Source organism: Bacillus sp. SJ-10 (genome assembly GCF_002843505.1).
In the GTDB taxonomy this organism is placed as follows: Bacteria; Bacillota; Bacilli; order Bacillales; family Bacillaceae; genus Bacillus; species Bacillus velezensis.
In genome coordinates this window covers 1,973,421-1,993,588 of sequence record NZ_CP025258.1, presented here as the reverse complement: position 1 = coordinate 1,993,588, position 20,168 = coordinate 1,973,421, and the positions used below count along the sequence as shown (strand labels likewise).

16 protein-coding genes are annotated in these 20,168 nt (G+C 47.3%); 1 reads left to right on the top strand and 15 read right to left on the bottom strand.

Features of this window, described 5'->3' with window-relative positions; all coding sequences use genetic code 11:
* Window position 1 precedes the first annotated feature (1 nt).
* The 7 genes from CXL14_RS10175 to hemA all read right to left on the bottom strand — a co-directional run bounded on the left by CXL14_RS10175 (window position 2) and on the right by hemA (window position 8,308).
* Window positions 2–1,927, bottom strand: a complete 1,926-nt coding sequence (locus CXL14_RS10175) for a LysM peptidoglycan-binding domain-containing protein (RefSeq protein ID WP_032863550.1) — start codon at window positions 1,925–1,927, stop codon at window positions 2–4.
* Between the two features lie 132 nt (window positions 1,928–2,059).
* Entirely contained in the window at window positions 2,060–3,349 is a 1,290-nt protein-coding gene (hemL, locus tag CXL14_RS10170) for a glutamate-1-semialdehyde 2,1-aminomutase (RefSeq protein ID WP_014418553.1), read from the bottom strand.
* 28 nt (window positions 3,350–3,377) lie between these two features.
* On the bottom strand, window positions 3,378–4,352 hold the full coding sequence (gene hemB, locus CXL14_RS10165) for a porphobilinogen synthase (RefSeq protein WP_015240312.1): 975 nt from the start codon (window positions 4,350–4,352) through the stop codon (window positions 3,378–3,380).
* 5 nt (window positions 4,353–4,357) lie between these two features.
* On the bottom strand, window positions 4,358–5,137 hold the full coding sequence (locus CXL14_RS10160) for a uroporphyrinogen-III synthase (RefSeq protein ID WP_014418554.1): 780 nt from the start codon (window positions 5,135–5,137) through the stop codon (window positions 4,358–4,360).
* The gene (gene hemC, locus CXL14_RS10155) at window positions 5,127–6,068 is read right to left on the bottom strand and encodes a hydroxymethylbilane synthase (protein WP_012118114.1); all 942 of its coding nucleotides are present in this window, start codon (window positions 6,066–6,068) and stop codon (window positions 5,127–5,129) included. The genes CXL14_RS10160 and hemC overlap by 11 nt, the downstream gene beginning before the upstream one ends.
* 34 nt (window positions 6,069–6,102) lie before the next feature.
* Window positions 6,103–6,933 (bottom strand): cytochrome c biogenesis protein, encoded by an 831-nt coding sequence (locus tag CXL14_RS10150; RefSeq protein WP_007408154.1) that lies wholly within the window; start codon window positions 6,931–6,933, stop codon window positions 6,103–6,105.
* Window positions 6,934–6,940: 7 nt separating this feature from the next.
* Window positions 6,941–8,308 (bottom strand): glutamyl-tRNA reductase, encoded by a 1,368-nt coding sequence (gene hemA, locus CXL14_RS10145; RefSeq protein ID WP_003152628.1) that lies wholly within the window; start codon window positions 8,306–8,308, stop codon window positions 6,941–6,943.
* A 193-nt stretch (window positions 8,309–8,501) separates the two neighbouring features.
* Here hemA and CXL14_RS10140 point away from each other — a divergent pair, with 193 nt between their 5' ends.
* The gene (locus tag CXL14_RS10140; RefSeq protein WP_014418555.1) at window positions 8,502–8,993 is read left to right on the top strand and encodes a hypothetical protein; all 492 of its coding nucleotides are present in this window, start codon (window positions 8,502–8,504) and stop codon (window positions 8,991–8,993) included.
* Window positions 8,994–9,025: 32 nt separating this feature from the next.
* Here the strand turns inward: CXL14_RS10140 and yihA are convergent, their stop codons facing one another.
* From yihA to leuC, 8 genes are all read right to left on the bottom strand, one after another.
* On the bottom strand, window positions 9,026–9,613 hold the full coding sequence (gene yihA / locus CXL14_RS10135; RefSeq protein WP_003152626.1) for a ribosome biogenesis GTP-binding protein YihA/YsxC: 588 nt from the start codon (window positions 9,611–9,613) through the stop codon (window positions 9,026–9,028).
* Window positions 9,610–11,934, bottom strand: a complete 2,325-nt coding sequence (lon, locus tag CXL14_RS10130) for an endopeptidase La (RefSeq protein ID WP_014418556.1) — start codon at window positions 11,932–11,934, stop codon at window positions 9,610–9,612. The genes yihA and lon overlap by 4 nt, the downstream gene beginning before the upstream one ends.
* 198 nt (window positions 11,935–12,132) lie before the next feature.
* Window positions 12,133–13,791, bottom strand: a complete 1,659-nt coding sequence (lonB, locus tag CXL14_RS10125) for an ATP-dependent protease LonB (protein ID WP_014418557.1) — start codon at window positions 13,789–13,791, stop codon at window positions 12,133–12,135.
* 149 nt (window positions 13,792–13,940) lie between these two features.
* Entirely contained in the window at window positions 13,941–15,203 is a 1,263-nt protein-coding gene (gene clpX, locus CXL14_RS10120) for an ATP-dependent protease ATP-binding subunit ClpX (protein WP_007408149.1), read from the bottom strand.
* 271 nt (window positions 15,204–15,474) lie between these two features.
* Window positions 15,475–16,749: a trigger factor gene (gene tig, locus CXL14_RS10115; protein ID WP_003152618.1), complete on the bottom strand. Its 1,275-nt coding sequence runs from the start codon at window positions 16,747–16,749 to the stop codon at window positions 15,475–15,477.
* A gap of 216 nt (window positions 16,750–16,965) precedes the next feature.
* Entirely contained in the window at window positions 16,966–17,970 is a 1,005-nt protein-coding gene (gene ddcA, locus CXL14_RS10110) for a DNA damage checkpoint antagonist DdcA (protein ID WP_014418558.1), read from the bottom strand.
* 117 nt (window positions 17,971–18,087) lie between these two features.
* Window positions 18,088–18,687 (bottom strand): 3-isopropylmalate dehydratase small subunit, encoded by a 600-nt coding sequence (gene leuD, locus CXL14_RS10105; protein ID WP_007408146.1) that lies wholly within the window; start codon window positions 18,685–18,687, stop codon window positions 18,088–18,090.
* Window positions 18,688–18,702: 15 nt separating this feature from the next.
* Window positions 18,703–20,121 carry a 3-isopropylmalate dehydratase large subunit gene (leuC, locus tag CXL14_RS10100; RefSeq protein ID WP_014418559.1) on the bottom strand — a complete coding sequence of 473 codons (1,419 nt, stop codon included), beginning with the start codon at window positions 20,119–20,121 and terminating at the stop codon, window positions 18,703–18,705.
* Window positions 20,122–20,168: the final 47 nt, after the last annotated feature.

Below are 20,168 nucleotides of genomic sequence, written 5' to 3'. Positions count from 1 at the left end.
CTTACGCATGGCTGTTATTATATTCAGGTATATACAGAAGCTGACCTTCTTCAAGCTCGTCATCAAACGATAAAGCATTCGTTCTGATGAGCTGCTGGGATGTTATGTCATATCGTTCACACACCCGGTCGATAGTATCTTGCTGCTGTACGATACAAATTTTCATTCTTGAAAACTTTTCTTCTTCCCTTGTAAATAATTTTGTCAAGTAATGAGAGTTGTCATTTTCCTTCTGCTCGGTTCCCGGTGCCGCTTCTTCATTCTTTCTTTCAGACTTAAGCGGCTCAGGCGGTTCAGCTTGCGCCGGCTCCTCAGGCGGCAGTTTGGAAAACTGAAAAGACAAATCGAGAGGCTTCCCGGTTTCCTCCTCCGGCTGCGCCATCTTCCTTACCTCAATTTCAAACCCTTCTTCATCATGAGCCTCTTCTTCAAGCAGCTTAGGAGCGCTGTAAAACTCCTCTTCCTGCTGTTCCGGAACGAACTCGCGATAAACGGGCGCCTGCTCTTCTTGAAAAACCGCAGGCTCATCTTCGTCTTCTGCCGCCTCATGATCGCTCTGACGGAGAAGCGGCTCGGCCTCTGGCTGCTCTTCTTTTTGAAGGAAGGGCTGTTCCGCAATTTTTGGTTTTTCCGCATGCGGAGTCAGAGTGAACGCAGGGAAAACCGGCTCGTTATCATCTTTTGGCTCTTCCTGCACTTCTGCTGAATCATCCTCAAATACAGGTTCATTCCTCACAGCCGACATGATTGCAGGCTCCTCAGCTTCTTCCGGCTCTTCTTCGTGTTGAAAGGAAACGGGAGGAGGAGGCTCAGTAAAGGAAACAGGTTTCGGCACCTCTTCCTGCTCCCTCAGAATCGGGGCAGTCTCATGCTCTTCTTCTTCCCGCTCCCTCAGAATCGGGGCAGTCTCATGCTCTTCTTCTTCTTGCTCCCTCAGAATCGGGGCAGTCTCATGCTCTTCTTCTTCCTGCTCCCTCAGAATCGGGGCAGTCTCATGCTCTTCTTCTTTGTGTTCCCTCAGAATCGGGGCAGTTTCCTGCTCTTCTTCTTCCCGCTCCCTCAGAATCGGGGCTGCTTCCTGCTCTTCTTCTTCCCGCTCTCTCAGAATCGGGGCTGCTTCCTGCTCTTCTTCTTCCCGTTCCCTCAGAATCGGAGCAGTCTCCGGCTCTTCTTCTTCCCGCTCCCTCAGAATAGGGGCAGTCTCCGGCTCTTCTTCTTCCCGCTCCCTCAGAATAGGGGCAGTCTCCGGCTCTTCTTCCCGTTCCCTCAGAATCGGAGCAGTCTCCGGCTCTTCTTCCTCCTGCCTGAGTAAAGGCGGAGTTTCTTCCTCGTTCTTCTCGGTTTCTTGTGCTGCTTCTTCTGATACAGTCAAAGGTATTTCAGGCTCATGGCGTATCATTAATTCTGGTTCGTTTTCGTCCTCAGAATAATGTCCGGCAAGATTGATCATTTCTTCTCTGGCAAATTCAGGCGCCACGTACAAAGGGATCTCCGGCTCTTTTGGCTCGGATTCCTCAAGCAGCCCTTCAATTGCCAAATCAGCTTGAATGGTTAAGATCCTTGAATCCGTCAGCTGATAATCAAAGGCATCAATAAATACGAAAACATCATTGAGGTGGCTCACTTTATTTTTCGGAATCGTGATGTCCACCGGGAAACAATGAATGAGCTCGGCCGTGCCATCCTCCCTCGCCCTCACTTCCTCTACATGCCTCAGCTCCCTATCAAGCTCTTCAAAATGACTGCTGTGATCTATGTTGTACTCGCCAGTAAGTTCTAATGATCCTTTAATTGAGACATAATCATTTACTTCCTGCACCCTGATGTCAGGGTCTAATGAAATCGAAAGTAATTCAGAAACTTCCTGTCCTTTTTGGAAACAGATTGATTCTTCAACAGAAAATTGCAATCGGTGATTATGCGGCAAGTTCATATCCTCCTTTCATCTAATCCATACAATTAGATGTCACTAAAGGTGTATGCCGCAATCCGGGAAAATATGATAATGGAGGCATTGAAAAAAGCCGATACAAGTCTTGCTTGCATCGGCTTTTCGTTATCAGCGGCTGATCGCCTGGAACACTTTCTCAGCGGCTTGAATGGTTTTTTCAATATCCTCCATTGTATGCGCAGTGGAGAGAAACAATCCTTCAAATTGAGACGGCGGCAGAAATACGCCTGCGTCGGCCATCCCTTTATAATATTTGGCGAACAGCTTTAAATCAGAAGATTTGGCTGCTTCATAGTTAATGACAGGCTCATTTGTGAAAAAGAAGCCGATCATGGAACCCGCCCGGTTAAACGTGTGCGGAATGCCATGTGCTGCAGCTGCTTTTGAAATGCCTTCTTCAAGCATATCGCCTTTTTTCACAAATTCTTGGTAAGATTCAGGTGTGAGCTGCTGTAGCGTCTCAAGTCCCGCTGTCATGGCAAGCGGATTTCCTGACAATGTTCCCGCCTGGTAGATCGGACCGCTCGGCGCGATTCGTTCCATAATGTCAGCTTTTCCGCCATACGCACCGACAGGAAGACCGCCGCCGATGACTTTGCCGAGACACGTTAAGTCAGGCGTCACGCCGAAATACCCTTGCGCACAGTTATAATCCACGCGAAAACCGGTCATGACCTCGTCAAAAATGAGCAGCGCGCCATACTGTTCCGTAATGTCGCGAAGTCCTTGTAAAAAGCCTTCCTGCGGCGGAACAACGCCCATATTGCCTGCTACCGGTTCAACAATGACCCCGGCAATATCTTCACCGTACTCCCGGAATGCGAGTGCAACGCTTTCCAAGTCGTTGTATGGAACGGTAATCGTATTCATTGCTATTCCTTCCGGCACGCCCGGGCTGTCCGGCAGGCCGAGTGTCGCCACTCCGGATCCCGCTTTGATCAGCAGCGAATCGCCATGGCCGTGGTAACAGCCTTCGAATTTCAAAATTTTGTTGCGGCCGGTATATCCTCTTGCCAGACGCAGGGCGCTCATTGTCGCCTCTGTGCCGGAGCTGACCATCCGCACGATTTCAACAGACGGCACACGGTCAATGACCAATTTGGCCAGTTCGTTTTCCACCTCAGTAGATGCCCCGAAACTTGTCCCGTTCTCGGCTACTTTTTTCAGGCTTTCAACGACCCGGTCATTTGTGTGGCCCAAAATGAGCGGCCCCCAGCTCAGGACGTAGTCGATATATTCATTGCCGTCAATATCAAAAATTTTCGATCCTTTTCCGCGCTGCATAAAGATCGGGTCCATATCAACTGATTTAAACGCGCGCACCGGGCTGTTCACTCCGCCCGGCATCAGTTTCTGCGCTTCTTTAAAAGCGGCTTTTGATTTTTCATAGCTTCTCATCTGCCTCAGCTCCCGTCAAATGAAATCGTTACTCAGCAAGCCATTTTGCTGCGTCTTTTGCATGATACGTCATAATCAGATCGGCTCCTGCACGTTTCATGCTCGTTAAAATTTCCAGCACCATTTCTTTTTCTTTAATCCAGCCGTTTTGGGCTGCCGCTTTCACCATGGAATACTCCCCGCTCACATTATATGCGACCAGCGGCAGGTGATGGCGGTTTTTCACATCACGCATAATATCTAAGTATGACATAGACGGTTTGACGATTAAAAAGTCAGCGCCTTCTGCCGCGTCTGATTCAGCCTCACGGAGCGCTTCCAAGCGGTTGGCCGGATCCATCTGATATGTTTTTCGGTCTCCGAACTGCGGCGTGCTGTCAGCCGCGTCGCGGAACGGACCGTAAAATTCACTTGAATATTTCACGGCATAAGACATGATCGGAATATTCGTGAATCCTTCTTTGTCGAGCGCTTCTCTGATCACTGTGACAAAACCGTCCATCATATTTGAAGGAGCGATGATGTCAGCGCCTGCTTTGGCCTGGCTGACGGCTGTCTGCGCCAGCAGTTCAAGCGACTCGTCATTGAGGATTTCTCCGTCTTTCACGACGCCGCAATGGCCGTGATCCGTGTATTCACAGAGACACGTATCAGCGATTACGATCATTTCAGGATAATGCTTTTTAATTTCAGCAATCCCTTTCTGCACAATGCCGTGATCGTGAAAAGCCTGGGTTCCGCAGGCGTCTTTTTCTTCCGGCACGCCGAAAACGATGACTGACTTAATGCCGAGCGATATCAGCTCAGCCATTTCATCCTTTAACAAATCGAGTGATACATGATAAACCCCCGGCATGGAAGGAACTTCTTTTTTTCCTTCGAGTCCTTCAACGACAAATAACGGGTAAATAAAATCTGAGGGGTGAAGACGTGTTTCTTTTACTAAATCTCTCATCGCAGCGTTCGCGCGCAAACGGCGGTGTCTGTTAAATGTTTGATTCATCATTATCAATCCTTTCCCGACATGCTGCACATGACGTCCAGCATGCCTTCAATCGTATAGATGTCAGGCACATGGGATGAGATCCCGTATTCCAAGAGCGCTTTCTCTGTCAAAGGGCCGATGCTGATATAGCTCGCACCGCTGTTTTCCCACGCTTTTTCTCCGTCTCCGACCGCGTGCATAAACGTATGCACCGCCGATGAGCTGGTAAACGTAATAAAATCAAAATGAGAGCGGGATGCAGCCCGTCTCAGCTCGTCCATGCCTTTTTCATCCTGAATGGTATTGTATAACACCCATTCCCTTATTTGATAGCCAAGCGGCTCAAGCTCCGCTTTTATGACATCGCGTGATAAATTGCCCTTTATCACTGAAATGGGTTCGGCAGCTGATGCGTGCCGTTTTAAAGTATCAGCCAGACATTCCGCCACATACTCGTCAGGCATCGCATCCGTCCGGGCTCCCCGCTCTTTCAGGGCGCGCGCAGTCTTTTCACCGACGGCTGCGATTTTTTTCCGTCCCGAAAGCGCAAGACCGTGCCGATCAAGATAGGAAAAAAAGAACCGGACACCGTTTACGCTTGTAAACACAAGCCATCCCGGCTCAGAAAGGTCTTCCCGGAGACTGTCCGCACATTCATCCGGGAGCGCTTCCTGAAAAGCGATCAGCGAAGCGGAAACAGCCGTTCCGCCGAGCGCCTCCACTTTTTTTCGGAACGGTGCGGCCTGTCTTTTGTTCCGGGTGACAAGCACGGTCTTTCCTTGTAAAGGAAGGTCATTTGCCATCCTGATCGAGCTCCTGTTTCACGCTGTCGATTAATGCTTTGGCTCCTTTTTCAGACATCATCGCCGCACAGCGTTTCCCGATTTCTTCCGGATCATGTCCCGCCGCTGTTTCTTTATAAATCGTCTTTCCGTCCGGAGACGCGACAAGACCGACCAATTCAACCTCATCCCGGTCATTGACGGACGCATACCCGGCTATCGGCACTTGGCAGCCGCCTTCCATCGCGTGTAAGAAAGCCCGTTCGGCTGCCACCGTGCGCTGCGTATACTCATCGGTAAATTGCGCAAACAGCTTCAAAAGCTCCTCATCCGACTCTCTGCATTCAATGGCAAGAGCGCCTTGGCCGACCGCAGGCAGACAGCGGTCCGGTTCGAGAAATTCAGATACGACATCATCTTTCCAGCCCATTCTCGAAAGTCCCGCAGCCGCTAAAATAATAGCATCGTAATCTTCCGTTTCAAGCTTTTGAAGTCTCGTATCGATATTGCCTCTGATCCACTTAATTGTAAGATCAGGGCGTTCAGCAAGAATCTGGGCGCTTCTTCTTAAACTGCTGGTGCCGATGATGCCCCCTTCTTTTATGCCGTCCAGCTTTTGATGCCCCTTTGAAATCAGCGCATCACGCGGATCCTCACGTTTCGGTATGCAGCCTATGACAAGACCCTCAGGCAAAACGGCGGGCATGTCTTTCATGCTGTGAACCGCCATATCAATCTCCTGATGCAGCAGCGCCTGTTCAATCTCTTTGACAAACAAACCTTTGCCGCCCACTTTTGACAGTGTAACATCAAGGATGCGGTCGCCTTTTGTGACAATCTCCCGGATTTCAAAGTTATAGGAAGGGTTCAATTCCTTCAGTTTGTTAATCACCCATTTTGTCTGGGTCATAGCCAGTTTGCTCCGTCTGGAACCTACCTTAATCGTTCTCATTTTCTTTCCTCCCGAATCTGTTTGGGCGCGTGCGTTAACTGAACCAATGGAATTGCGACAGGCTTCCGAGCAGGAAGTAATTAATCATCAGCACGAGAAAACATGCTGAATTCCATAACGCCGCCACTTTTCCCTGCAGTTCCTTAATCATTCTGATATATAAATAGTAGCTGTATAAAAGCAGCACAATAAACGAACCGAGCACTTTTGAATCAAACCAGTACAGCGTTTCCAGCGACACATACGCCCAGATCACGCCTAATATCAGGCTCAACAGCAGCATCGGAACCCCGATGACATTTAAAACGTAAGCCATATAATCAAGTTTTGACAAATCTTCAATTCTCAACAGCCATTTTCCCCACTTTTTCTTCTTTAATAAAGAATATTGAAACTGATAAAGAAGCGAAAAGACAAAAGAAAGGGAAAAAGCGCCGTAAGACAGAATCGCCATTGTAATATGAATGACCAAAAGCTCTGAGACCAGCTGGCCGGAAAAAGCGGCCGAATGCTGATCCGTCGGTGAAAACGTATGGATCGCAATCATCGAGAAACCGATGACATTCGTGAAAAATACGATAAAATCAACGCGCAGAATCTGCGTGACCACAAGTGAGAGCGTGACAAGCACCCACGCATAAAAGTAAAGGGCCTCTGTAATATTCAAGACCGGAAATCTGCCCGTCTGCCACATGAAATAAGAAAGATAGACGGTTTGCAGAGTCCAGACAATAGAAAGCAACCAGAAGGCCATTTTCCCAGCCTTCCGGTTGTGTTGAAGAAAATCTATAAAGTAAAAAAGGACGCTTACTGCATAAATAACAATTGTCGCTTCATTAAGTCTTGCCATTGCTGTATCAATCATACAGCCCTCACTCACTTACAAGCGGACGTAAGCCCGTTTTTGCTTCTGCCTTTTGAAACGAATGAACCGTCTGGCGGTTATCCAGGCTTTTGTCCAGCTGGCGGCCGGCCTCTTCCTCAATATCGAATATCTGCATAAACAGCTTCAGCTTTTCATCTGAATCCGCTTCAGCCGCAAGCTCTTTCGCTTTCAGAATCGGATCGCGCAGCATTTGGTTAATGATGCTTTTCGTATGTTTGCTGAGAAGTTTTTTCTCTCTTACCGTCAGATGAGGCAGCTTGCGCTCAATGCTCTGCATCGTATCGGACTGGATGGACAGCGCCTTTTCACGCAGCGCCGAAATGACCGGCACGACGCCGAGCGTATTAAGCCACTGCTTAAACTCAACAATTGCCGCTTCAATAAACAGCTCGACTTTTTCAGCGGTTTCACGGCGTTCTTGTAAGTTAGCTTCAACGATTCCTTCAAGGTCATCAATATCGTACAGAAAAACACCTTCAAGATCGTTAAGCGCCGGATCGAGGTCTCGCGGCACAGCGATATCCACCATAAATAACGGACGGCCTTTCCGCTGTCTGCCCGCTCTCTCCATCATTTCTTTGGACACGACGAAATCACTTGCGCCTGTCGAACTGATTAAAATATCAGCTTCAGCAAGTGCATGTTCAAGCTGGTTTAAGCTGCGCGCTTCTCCGGAGAAACGGTCAGCAAGCGCTTTTGCCTTCAAAAACGTTCTGTTGATGACCGTTACTTTGCCGATGCCCTGACCGTGCAGGTTTTCTGCGGCGAGCTCGCCCATTTTTCCCGCACCGAGAATCAAAATGTGCTTATTTGACAATGAGCCGAAGATTTTTTTCGCGAGTTCAACGGCGGCGTAACTGACGGAAACGGCATTGGCGCCGATATCGGTTTCGGCATGCGTGCGTTTGCCGACGGTCACCGCCTGTTTAAACAGCTCATTGAAAATGGTGCCGATCGTCTTTTCTGCCTGCGCCGTTTTAAAGCTCGAGCGGACCTGGCCGAGTATTTGCGTTTCTCCGATGACCATGGAATCCAAGCCGCACGCCACACGGAATAAATGCTCGATCGCCGCGTCGCTCTCATAAAATTTCAGAAACGGAGACAGCTCTTCTTTCGGCAGCGAGAACCATTCGGATAAAAATGTCTTTATATAATAACGGCCGGTATGAAGCTGGTCGACCACCGCATATATTTCGGTGCGGTTGCAGGTTGACACGATAATGTTTTCAAGAACGCTTTTTTCTTCTTTTAAACGGAGCATCGCTTCTGCAAGCTCATCCGGCTGAAAACTTATTTTTTCACGTATTTCAATAGGGGCGGATTTATAATCTACTCCCACAACAAGAATATGCATCGCTTTCATGCACCCCCGTACATCGCAATTTATTTATAATTATTCTAACATAGAATTTATTATTTATAATAATTATAACATAGTTTCTTCGGGAAAATGTGAACAGATTTCAAAAATGTTATGCTATAGTATAAAAAGCTCGTTTCCACTTAATCATCATACTAAAAATCCTTTACTGCGGGTAGGTGACAGGATGAAAAAAACATCAATTTTATTACCGGGACTTATGCTTGCCGCTTCATTATTCGCATGGCTTCAGAGCGGACAGGTTCACCTGTTTGCGAATCAGGGGGAATGGCCGGTGCTCCTTATGCTCTTGGGCGCCGTGCTCTTGTATCAGGGCAAAAAGGAAGCGGCCGGGCCTCACGTCCTGATCGGCATGCTTCTTTTCGGCATAGGTTTACACTTTTTCGCCAAACCTGAGCTCTCATGGTGGCCGGGAGATTTTGAAATGATTCTCTTCGTCTTCGGATTCTCCTTATTTGCGGCAGCCAGAAAAGAATATGTATACGAAGCGGTTGCCATGATTGGTTTTTCCCTCTTTTTATACTTCTTTAAACAAATTACGGCATGGCTGGAGTCCGTCCATATTCCGACGGAACACTTCAAAACATACTGGCCGTATGTTTTCATCGGAATCAGCCTTTTATTATTGTTTATCAAGCGGAACAAAACTATACGATAAAACCCAAAACGCACTGCGTTTTGGGTTTTTCATTACCGGCTGATCATTTTTTTAATGGCTCCCCAGGCTTCATCTTTGCCTTTTTTCGTTTCAGAGGAAAATAAAATCAGCTCATCTTCAGGATCCATATCAAGCGTCTGTTTGACAACCTTTAAGTGCTTGTCCCATTTTCCTTTTGGAATCTTATCCGCTTTTGTCGCGATAACGATGACAGGAATGCCGTAATACTTCAGGAATTCATACATGTTCACGTCTTCAGCAGACGGCGCATGCCTGAGGTCGACAATCTGCACGCAGGCTTTCAGCTCTTCGCGGGTCGTCATATAGGTTTCAATCATTCTCCCCCATGCTTCCCGCTCGCTTTTGGAAACTTTCGCAAATCCGTACCCGGGAACGTCGACAAAATGCAATTCATCATTGATGATGTAAAAGTTTAAGGTCTGTGTTTTCCCCGGTTTTGATGACGTTCTGGCCAAGTTTTTCCGATTGATTAATGAATTGATAAAAGATGACTTTCCTACATTTGATCTTCCCGCCAGCGCGATTTCCGGAAGCCCCCCATCAGGGTACTGTTCGGGTTTGACCGCGCTGATCACGATTTCTGACTTTGTGACTTTCATTTCTTCTCTCCTACTAAGGCATGTTCCAAAACGTCATCCAGGTGAGAAACGAATATAAACTTCAGTCCCTCTCTGACGCTTTCTGGAATATCCTCTATATCTTTTTCGTTATCTTTAGGCGCAATAATAGTAGTCAGGCCCGCTCTGTGCGCGCCGAGCGCCTTTTCTTTCAGTCCGCCGATCGGAAGCACGCGGCCCCGCAGCGTGATTTCTCCCGTCATACCGACTTCGCGTTTTACCGCACGGTCCGTTAATGCTGAAACGAGCGCCGTGGCCATCGTAATTCCGGCAGAAGGGCCGTCTTTCGGCACCGCTCCTTCAGGGACATGAATATGAATGTCATACTTCTCATGGAATTTCGGGTCGATTCCGAACTGTTCCGCTTTCGAGCGGACATAACTGAAAGCGGCCTGCGCTGATTCCCGCATGACATCTCCAAGCTTCCCGGTCAGAATCAGCTTTCCTTTTCCCGGTGACAATGACACTTCGATTGACAGCGTATCTCCGCCGACCGTCGTATACGCGAGCCCCGTGACAACCCCGATTTGATCTTCGGTTTCCGCCTGTCCGTATCTGAATATCCGTTTTCCGAGATAGTCGGCCAGATTTTTCTCTGTAACGGTAATGCGTTTTCTCTCCTCAGACACAATGGCTTTCGCAGCCTTTCGGCAAATGGCGGCAATCTGGCGTTCAAGCGTTCTCACGCCGGCTTCCCTCGTATAGTAGCGGATGATGTCCGTAATCGCCTGGTCCCGAATCTGCAGGTTGCTCTTTGTGAGCCCGTGCTCTTTGATTTGTTTCGGAAGCAGGTGGTCCTTCACGATTTCCAGCTTTTCGTTTTCAGTGTAGCCTGACAGGCTGATAATCTCCATTCTGTCTCTGAGAGGTCCCGGTATGGAAGCAAGGTTATTCGCAGTCGCGATAAACAGCACTTTCGATAAATCGAACGTCTCTTCAATATAGTGGTCGCTGAATGTGCTGTTTTGTTCCGGATCCAGCACCTCAAGCATCGCCGAAGACGGATCGCCTCTGAAATCAGACGACATTTTGTCGATCTCATCCAGGAGAAAGACGGGATTTTGTTTACCGGCTTTTTTCATCCCCTGTATAATACGGCCCGGCATCGCTCCGACGTATGTACGCCGGTGCCCGCGGATTTCAGACTCATCGCGCACTCCGCCCAGTGAAATTCTCACAAAACGGCGCCCCATGCTCGTACTGATTGATTTTGCAAGAGATGTTTTACCGACTCCCGGAGGTCCGGCCAGACAAAGAATCGGCCCTTTCAGCGTTTTCGTCAGCTGTTTCACGGCCAAATACTCCAAAATCCGCTCTTTCACTTTCTCTAAGCCGTGATGCTCTTTATCTAAGATTTCCCCGGCTTTTTTAATGTCAAGTTTATCTTCTGTTTCATCCGACCACGGAAGGGCGATGAGCCAGTCAATATAGTTGCGGATAACAGAGCTTTCCGCTGAGCTTGACGGCACTTTTTCGTAACGGCTTAATTCCTTAAGCGCCGTTTCTTTGACACGCTCAGGCATGCCTGCTTCTTCTATCTTTTCCGTGAGCGACTGAACTTCGCCGGTTTTTCCTTCTTTGTCGCCAAGCTCCTTCTGAATGGCTTTCATCTGTTCACGCAAGTAGTATTCCTTTTGAGTGCGTTCCATCGAACGTTTGACGCGCTGACCGATTTTTTTCTCAATCTCCAGCACTTCTTTTTCATTATGAATGGAACGGATGACCTTATTCAGACGTTCTTTAATATCCGCCGTTTCTAAAATGTCCTGCTTGTCCTTTAATTTCAGCGGGAGATGAGAAGCGACGATATCCGCCATTCTGCCGGGCTCTTCAATATCAGTCACAGCCGCATACGTTTCTGCGGAGATTTTTTTAGAAATTTTTATGTACTGGTCAAAATGGTCCAGCAGCGTCCGCATAAGCGCTTCGTCTTCCACGTCTTTTGAATCATCCTCATGCATCAGCTGTATATCGACCGAAGTATAATCTTCGAGCTCGGCGTATTCAAGAATCTGCGCCCGCTGAATTCCTTCTACAAGCACTCTGATCGTACCGTTGGGCAGCTTCAGCATCTGTTTAATTTTTGTATAAGTGCCGACGGCGAAAATATCCTCTTCACCCGGTTCGTCTATCGAAATATCCTGCTGAGTGGCTAAAAAAATCATATGATCATGCATCATTGCCTGTTCAAGAGCCTGAACCGACTTGTCACGGCCTACATCTAAATGTAAAACCATTGTCGGGTATACCAATAAGCCTCTTAAAGGGAGGAGCGGGATGCTGCGTTTTGTATCTTCTGCCATGTGACTGACACCTCCGTGACTTTAGTATGAACCATTATAATACAACTTTTTCATCGTTGTACAATTCCGGGATCGGGCAAAATCGGCTTATCCGCCTGCCCTGTATATAAAACAGTCTCTTCGTAGTATACCCTTTCTTTCTGTTCTGAAAAAGGAAAAGATGTCCTCCATAAAAAAACCCCATTATAAAAATGGGGTTTATACGGATTCTTTATTCATTTGGATATCAAACGGTTTTTGTTCTGAAGGAGGGTCAACCAATATGACGTCAAGCACTTCCTGGAACGTTTTTACCGCTTTAATGGTGATTCCGTCTATTCGTTTCAGAATGGACTGCTGATTTTCATATGGGATAATGACCGTTTTTGCTCCGGCCTGTTTTGCGGCTTTAATTTTCGGAATGACGCCGCCGATCGGTTTGACAAGCCCCGTCAGGCTGATTTCTCCCGTCATCGCCACCGTATGGTCGATCGGGATGCGGTGAATCGCGGAAAAAATCCCCGCGGCCATCGCGATACCTGCTGAAGGTCCGTCAATCGGGCCTCCGCCCGGAAAATTGACGTGAATGTCATAGTCTGAAGGTTTGATGCCCATTGTGCGCAGAACCGTCAGAACATTTTCCACAGATCCCTTCGCCATGCTTTTGCGGCGGATCGACTTCGATTGGCTGCCGATGCTTTCTTCCTCTGCAATTCCCGTGATATTCAGGCTTCCTTTGTCCTGCGCAGGTGTGACATTCACTTCAATTTCCAGCAATGCGCCGCTGTTCGGCCCGTAGACAGCAAGTCCGTTCACGATGCCGACTTGCGGTTCATCGGCGATTTTCTGCTCATTTTTAGGTGTAAGCTGACTGGAATGAACAACCCATTCTATATCTTCTGTCGTAATTTCTTGTCTGTCCTCAGTCACCGCCATGCCGGCGGCGATCTGGATCATATTGACGGCTTCACGTCCGTTTCTCGTATATGCGGTCAGCACACTGAGAGCTTCGTCAGAAATCTCTTTCTGAATTTTGTCGGCTGCTTTTTTCGCAACGATTTTAAGTTCATCCTTTTCCAGCTCGCGGAAAAATACTTCAAGACAGCGCGAACGGATGGCCGGCGGAATTTCATTCGGCATTCTCGTTGTCGCTCCGATCAAACGGAAATCTGCCGGAAGCCCATTTTGAAAAATATCATGAATGTGATTCGGTATTTGCGTATTTTCTTCACTGTAATACGCACTGTCTAAAAATACTTTTCGATCTTCAAGCACCTTCAGCATTTTATTCATCTGAATCGGATGAAGCTCGCCGATTTCATCAATAAACAATACCCCGCCGTGAGCATGGGTCACAGCCCCCTGTTTCGGCTGCGGAATGCCTGCTTGGCCCATCGCTCCCGCTCCCTGATAAATCGGATCATGCACTGAACCGATAAGCGGATCGGCAATCCCCCGTTCATCAAACCGCGCGGTCGTCGCATCAAGTTCAACAAATACAGCCTGCTTTTGAAACGGTGACTGTTTATGTTTTTTCGCTTCTTCCAATACCAGCCGCGCCGCAGCCGTTTTACCGACTCCCGGAGGACCGTAAATAATGACGTGCTGCGGGTTCGGTCCGCAAAGTGCTGCTTTTAACGCTTTAATTCCGTCTTCCTGGCCGACAATGTCTTGAAAGCTTTTCGGCCGCACCTTTTCTGATAAAGGTTCTGATAAACTGATGGCGCGCATTTTGCGCAGCTGTTCCATTTCTTTTTTTGATTCTTTATCTATCGTCACTTTTTGTGTACGCTGGTTTTTGAGCAGATTCCAAAAGTATAATCCGATGACTATCCCGAAAAACAGCTGTACAAATAATGCGATCCCTGTCCAACTCATGCTGGTCCCTCCTGAAAAAACGATTTATGTATCCAATTCATTCCTCTGTCCGCTAGTATCTCCCAGCAAAGCCCGGAATAAACATTTTCAGAAGGGTCAGGACAAGAAAAAAACCTCCTGATCAATTCGGGTCAGGAGGTTTTGTCATGTTATGCTGATGTTTTATCTTGGCCGACAACTGTGCCGTCTTTTAATACAAGACGCGGTGCTTCACCGTCTGCGACTGTCGCTCCGGTAATGACACATTTTTCAATATCATCGCGGGACGGCAGATCAAACATGACGTCAAGCATGATGCCTTCAATGATAGAACGCAGGCCGCGTGCGCCTGTTTTACGCTCGATCGCTTTTTTCGCAATTTCAGATAATGCCTCGTCTTCAAATTCAAGCTCGACATCATCAAGTTCTAACATTTTCTTGTATTGTTTGACGAGTGCGTTTTTCGGTTTAGTCAGAATTTCAACCAGTGCCGTTTCGTCAAGCTGCTCAAGGCTTGCAATGACAGGAAGACGGCCGATGAATTCAGGAATCAGCCCGAAACGGAGCAAGTCTTCCGGAAGAACTTTAGAAAGCAGTTCTTCTTTTTCCAGGTCTGCCGCTTTATTATCTGAGCCGAAGCCGATGACTTTTTGTCCGAGACGGCGTTTGATGATTTGTTCAATGCCGTCAAATGCACCGCCGCAAATGAACAGAATGTTCGTCGTATCGATCTGGATGAATTCCTGATGAGGATGTTTGCGTCCTCCTTGAGGCGGCACGCTTGCAACCGTTCCTTCAAGAATTTTCAGCAGCGCCTGCTGAACGCCTTCGCCTGATACGTCGCGTGTAATGGACGGATTTTCAGATTTTCGCGCTACTTTATCGATTTCATCGATATAAATAATGCCTTTTTCTGCTTTTTCCACATCATAGTCTGCTGCCTGAATCAGCTTGAGGAGGATGTTCTCTACGTCCTCACCGACATATCCGGCTTCAGTCAGAGATGTAGCGTCCGCGATCGCAAACGGCACGTTCAGAATACGCGCAAGCGTCTGGGCAAGAAGTGTTTTCCCGCTTCCAGTCGGCCCGATTAAAGAAATATTACTTTTAGAAAGCTCGACATCATCCACTTTACTGTTGGAATTGATGCGTTTGTAATGGTTGTATACCGCAACCGCAAGTGATTTCTTCGCCTGATCCTGTCCGATGACATATTCATTCAGAATCTCACGGATTTCCTGCGGCTTCGGAACGTCTTTAAATTCGACTTCTTCTTCCGTACCAAGCTCTTCCTCTACGATTTCTGTACAGAGCTCGATACATTCGTCGCATATATATACACCCGGTCCTGCAACCAGCTTACGAACCTGATCTTGCGTTTTTCCGCAGAACGAGCATTTCAATTGTCCTTTTTCCTCGTTGAATTTAAACATTCTTTCACCCCTTAATCTTGTCTCACTTTTTCTTTTACCTGAAGGGCAAAAGAAAACGGTTCTTGCTACGATCGAGTATGTATTGCATTTTACCATACTTTCCAGTAAGACGGTAACAATGTGTTTCGCACTTGCACATTCTATATGTATGACGAAAAACAGCCCGGCAATGACTATCTTGCCCCAAGAAAAAGAGTTATATCATAATTGTACAAAACAAGGCACGAATTAATCGCGCCCTGTTTTATTATGTCTATTATTATGAACCATATTAACGGTTTTCTACAAGAAAATCAATTGCTTTTCGAACTTTTAAATCTTCTTTCATCGCGTCAGTTGAACCGATTGCCTGCTTGATGTTTTCAACCGGCATGTTGTAAGCTTCAGCCATTTTAGTCAGCTCAGCTTCAACTTCTTCGTCCGTTACTTCAAGGTTTTCTGCTTGAGCGATCGCTTCAAGAGTCAGGTTTGATTTTACGCGTTTTGCGGCATCTTCTTTCATTTGCTCTTTTAACGCGTTTTCGTCTTGGCCTGAGAATTGAGTGTAAAGCTCAAGGTTCATGCCTTGCATTTGCAGACGCTGTTCGAATTCTTTCAGCATGCGGTCAAGCTCAGTGTCGATCATCGCTTGAGGAACATCAGCTTCAGCGTTTTCAGATGCTTTCAGAACAAGCTCTTCACGCAATTTAGCGTCAGCTTCGTTTTCTTTTGCTTCTTCAAGGCGTTTTTTTGTTTTCTCAGTTAATTCAGCAAGCGTTTCAACTTCTTCGTCAATGTCTTTTGCGAATTCGTCGTTAAGCTCAGGAAGCTCTTTCGCTTTGATTTCATGAATTTTCACTTTGAAAACAGCTGGTTTTCCGGCAAGCTCTTCAGCGTGGTACTCTTCAGGGAATGTTACTTCAACATCCTTTTCAGCGCCTGCTTCAAGGCCTGTTAACTGCTCTTCGAAGCCCGGGATGAATGAACCTGATCCTACTTCAAGTGAGTAGTTCTCAGCTTTTCCGCCTTCAAACGCTTCGCCGTCAACGAAACCTTCGAAGTCAAGAACGACTGTATCGCCGTTTTCAACAGCGCCTTCTTCTTTCACGACAAGCTCAGCCTGACGCTCTTGAAGCGCTTTAAGTTCGTTTTGCACATCTTCGTCAGTAACGGCAGTGTCATCTTTTTCGATTCCTAAGCCTTTGTAGTCGCCAAGTTTCACTTCCGGTTTTACAGTCACTTTTGCAGTGAAAATCAAGCTTTCGCCTTTTTCGATTTTTTCAACATCGATTTCAGGGCGGTCTACAGGCTCAATGCCGGCTTCTTCAACCGCTTTAGGGTATTCTACAGGAAGTAAAATATCTAAAGCATCCTGGTAAAGAGCTTCAACGCCGAAACGCTGTTCGAATAAACCGCGGGGAACTTTCCCTTTGCGGAATCCAGGAATAGAAACCTGTTTTACTACTTTTTTAAATGCATCATCAAGAGCTGTTTTGAACGTATCCGCATCAACCTCAACCGTTAATACGCCTTCGTTGCCTTCTTGTTTTTCCCATTTTACAGACATGTGTTTCCCTCCAAAAATCTATTCAGGTTGTGTCGGTCTTCCATTCTAAAGCAATCCGCGGCTTTGTCAAAGAAAAAACCGCTTTGAATCAGAATCATTATGTAATGAACTGGCAGCCTGTCCAACCGTAATTCTCATTTCAGTTAAACCGCTATACATAAATACAACCACTATATTATAACATAACGCCTACCGCTTTCAACTATATGGCGTGATTTACAAATAAGAAATTTCTTCAATATCCTTAATCATCGTGCAGGCTTCTTCGAGTTCGCGGCTGTCAAACTCGTACATCATATGAAGTTCCTCCGGCTCAATGTCAATGCCGTGCATCTCGTAACCGACCTTATGAAGCGCCGCCGCCCATAAATCTGCGTTCAAAAACTTCGGCATAAAAGGGTGCAGGACGTACAGATGCCTTCTCCACAGCTCCTCGACGGCAGCGTATAATGTAGGGTTTTCATTGCCTAGCGTTTCATCAAGCACCCGGAGAACGCGATGCAAAATCGGAGCCGCATCAGGCTGAACCGTTTCACCCGGAACCGCGGTCATTGAATCGCCGAATTTTGTAATATGGACCGGCTTGCTGTAGTCATGCTCCGCCATCAGCGTCAAAATTATCGTCTTGATAAGCGGATGCGCGGCCGGATCTTGAAGAATTGTTTTTAAGAGACCCGTGTATTTTGCAATATTGCGGTCTTTAAGAGAATGAATCAGATTCATTTGTTCAGCGGGGCTGTTCAGCACTTTTTCCGCATCAAGAATGTCCTCGTATTCCTCCTCCCATGCTTCATCCTGCTGGTCGGGATCGGTCATTTTGCGGCTGAATTCGAGCAGCCGGTAGAATTGCTCCGCACTTTCTGCGGGCAGCTGATTTTCTTCCAGCACAGCTTCAATTGTGCTTTTGACTTCTTCATATTGTTTCAGCTGAATTAAAATGGTCATGTACACCTGCAGTACGGTAAAATAATGGCCGTACCCTTCATTCAGCATTTTCTCGCAAACTTGTTTTGCTTCTTCCAATTCCCCGAGTTCCAGAAAACAAATCGCCATGCCTAAATGTACGTCGGACTCGGTATCACCGTGGCTTACCGCCTCTGAGAACAGTTCGAGGGCCTCCTGATACTGTTTATCCTTCATGGCGGCCATCCCTTTATCAACCAAGCGTTCTTTCAGACGGGGGAAAGGAATGATATCAGCTTTTTTCTTGTCATGCGTCATACTTTATTTCCTTTCAGGCGCTATTTTGTTCAAGTGTATCAACACACGTCAGGAAACACAAGAAAGGATGGTGCGCACGGTAAAAAAAGCCGCCGGACAGATGCCGGGCGGCTTTTTTCAGGCTTGAAGCCATGAACTTCTTTTCGATTCAAACTGCTGAATGTCGTCCTCCAGCAGAAGCGTTAATGAAATTTCATCATAACCGTTAATCAGCATTTCCTTCCAGTGCGGATCGACTTCAAATGAAATCTCTTTTCCTTCACTGTCGTGAATGAGCTGGTTTTCCAAATCAACCGTCATATTAAGAGACTGATTTTCATATTGACCGGCGAGTTTTTTCCACTGATCATACGGCATACGGATGGGAAGCATACCGTTTTTAAAACAGTTTTGATGAAAAATATCGGCAAATGACGGAGCAATGATGATTTTGAAGCCGTAATCATCCAGCGCCCAAGGAGCGTGCTCACGGGATGATCCGCAGCCGAAATTCTCTCCGGCAATTAATATGGACGCGCCTTCATAGACTTTGCGGTTTAATTCAAATTCAGGATCAGGCTCACCGTTCTCAAGGTATCTCCAATCAAAAAACGCGAATCTGCCGTATCCGGTTCTTTCAATTCTTTTCAAAAACTGTTTCGGAATAATCTGGTCCGTATCGACGTTGATCCGGTTTAAGACGGCCGCTTTTCCCGTATGCGTTTTTAAAGGTTCCATCTTTTCGCGCACTCCTTACACAACTGTTTTTTCTTGATAAAACTTTCTTACATCGACGAAATGCCCGTGAATGGCTGCCATTGCCGCCATCGCCGGACTGACAAGGTGTGTTCTCGCGCCTTTTCCCTGTCTGCCTTCGAAGTTGCGGTTGGAGGTGGAAGCGCATCGTTCCCCTTCAGGCACGACATCATTGTTCATACTGAGGCACATGCTGCAGCCTGATTCTCTCCATTCAAATCCGGCCTCGAGAAACACGCGGTGCAGCCCTTCTTCCTCGGCCTGCTGTTTCACGCTTTGAGAACCCGGCACCACAATGGCCCTGACGCTGTCAGCGACTTTTCGGCCTTTGATCATATCCGCAGCCTGGCGAAGATCGGTCATCCGCGAATTTGTACAGGAGCCGATAAACACATGCTCGACTTTAATATCTTCAATTTTTTGATTCGGTGCGATTCCCATGTATTCGTACGCGCGGATGGCTTCTTTTTTACCGTCTTCAGAATCAATGGTTTCCGGCGCCGGTATTTGGGCATCGACCGGAAGAACCATGCCGGGATTGACGCCCCATGTTACCATTGGAGAAATCTCGCTGCCGTCTAACACGATGGAATGATCGTATACGGCGCCCGGATCGGTTTGTAACGCTTTCCATTCTGCGGCGGCTTTTTCAAATTCCTCGCCTTTTGGCGCGTATTTACGGTTTTTACAATATTCAATCGTCGTGTCATCTGGAGCGATCAGTCCCGCCCGTGCTCCCGCTTCTATTGACATATTGCAGACCGTCATGCGTTCGTCCATAGACATGTTTCTGAATACTTCCCCGGTGTATTCAATGACATATCCGGTACCGAATTTCACCCCGTATTTTCCGATGACCGACAAGATGACATCCTTCGCGGTCACTCCTTTTTGGAGCGTTCCGTCAACGCGGATTTCAAGCGTTTTCGGCCGCTGCTGCCATAATGTCTGTGTGGAAAGAACATGTTCCACCTCACTTGTGCCGATACCGAAGGCAAGCGCTCCGAACGCGCCGTGAGTCGATGTATGGCTGTCTCCGCAAACGATCGTTTTTCCCGGAAGTGTCAGACCAAGCTCAGGCCCGACCACGTGAACGATTCCCTGGTCTGCGCTGTGAAGATCCGCAAGACGGACGCCGAACTCCTCACAATTCCGTTCAAGCGCGGTTACTTGGCGCTTTGCGACTTCATCTTTAATGTCAAAACGGTTGACGGTCGGAATATTGTGGTCCATCGTCGCGAATGTGTTCTGCGGCCGTCTGACCTTTCTCCCCTTCTGCCTTAACCCTTCAAACGCCTGAGGAGACGTCACCTCATGAATTAGGTGCAGATCAATATAGAGAAGGTCGGGTTTTCCTTCACCGCTTTTTACAACATGCCGATCCCAAATCTTTTCGATGATTGTTCGAGGCATCATCTTTGTTTCCTCCCTCTACCTATGAACTAAGACCGCTTTCTTTAAAG

Bases quoted from the DNA above. Each gene is read 5' to 3' on its own strand.
- hemL (WP_014418553.1), bottom strand. From the start codon at position 3,349: ATGAGAAGCTATGAAAAATCAAAAGCCGCTTTTAAAGAAGCGCAGAAA.
- hemB (WP_015240312.1), bottom strand. From the start codon at position 4,352: ATGAATCAAACATTTAACAGACACCGCCGTTTGCGCGCGAACGCTGCG.
- CXL14_RS10160 (WP_014418554.1), bottom strand. From the start codon at position 5,137: ATGGCAAATGACCTTCCTTTACAAGGAAAGACCGTGCTTGTCACCCGG.
- hemC (WP_012118114.1), bottom strand. From the start codon at position 6,068: ATGAGAACGATTAAGGTAGGTTCCAGACGGAGCAAACTGGCTATGACC.
- CXL14_RS10150 (WP_007408154.1), bottom strand. From the start codon at position 6,933: ATGATTGATACAGCAATGGCAAGACTTAATGAAGCGACAATTGTTATT.
- hemA (WP_003152628.1), bottom strand. From the start codon at position 8,308: ATGCATATTCTTGTTGTGGGAGTAGATTATAAATCCGCCCCTATTGAA.
- CXL14_RS10140 (WP_014418555.1), top strand. From the start codon at position 8,502: ATGAAAAAAACATCAATTTTATTACCGGGACTTATGCTTGCCGCTTCA.
- yihA (WP_003152626.1), bottom strand. From the start codon at position 9,613: ATGAAAGTCACAAAGTCAGAAATCGTGATCAGCGCGGTCAAACCCGAA.
- lon (WP_014418556.1), bottom strand. From the start codon at position 11,934: ATGGCAGAAGATACAAAACGCAGCATCCCGCTCCTCCCTTTAAGAGGC.
- lonB (WP_014418557.1), bottom strand. From the start codon at position 13,791: ATGAGTTGGACAGGGATCGCATTATTTGTACAGCTGTTTTTCGGGATA.
- clpX (WP_007408149.1), bottom strand. From the start codon at position 15,203: ATGTTTAAATTCAACGAGGAAAAAGGACAATTGAAATGCTCGTTCTGC.
- tig (WP_003152618.1), bottom strand. From the start codon at position 16,749: ATGTCTGTAAAATGGGAAAAACAAGAAGGCAACGAAGGCGTATTAACG.
- ddcA (WP_014418558.1), bottom strand. From the start codon at position 17,970: ATGACGCATGACAAGAAAAAAGCTGATATCATTCCTTTCCCCCGTCTG.
- leuD (WP_007408146.1), bottom strand. From the start codon at position 18,687: ATGGAACCTTTAAAAACGCATACGGGAAAAGCGGCCGTCTTAAACCGG.
- leuC (WP_014418559.1), bottom strand. From the start codon at position 20,121: ATGATGCCTCGAACAATCATCGAAAAGATTTGGGATCGGCATGTTGTA.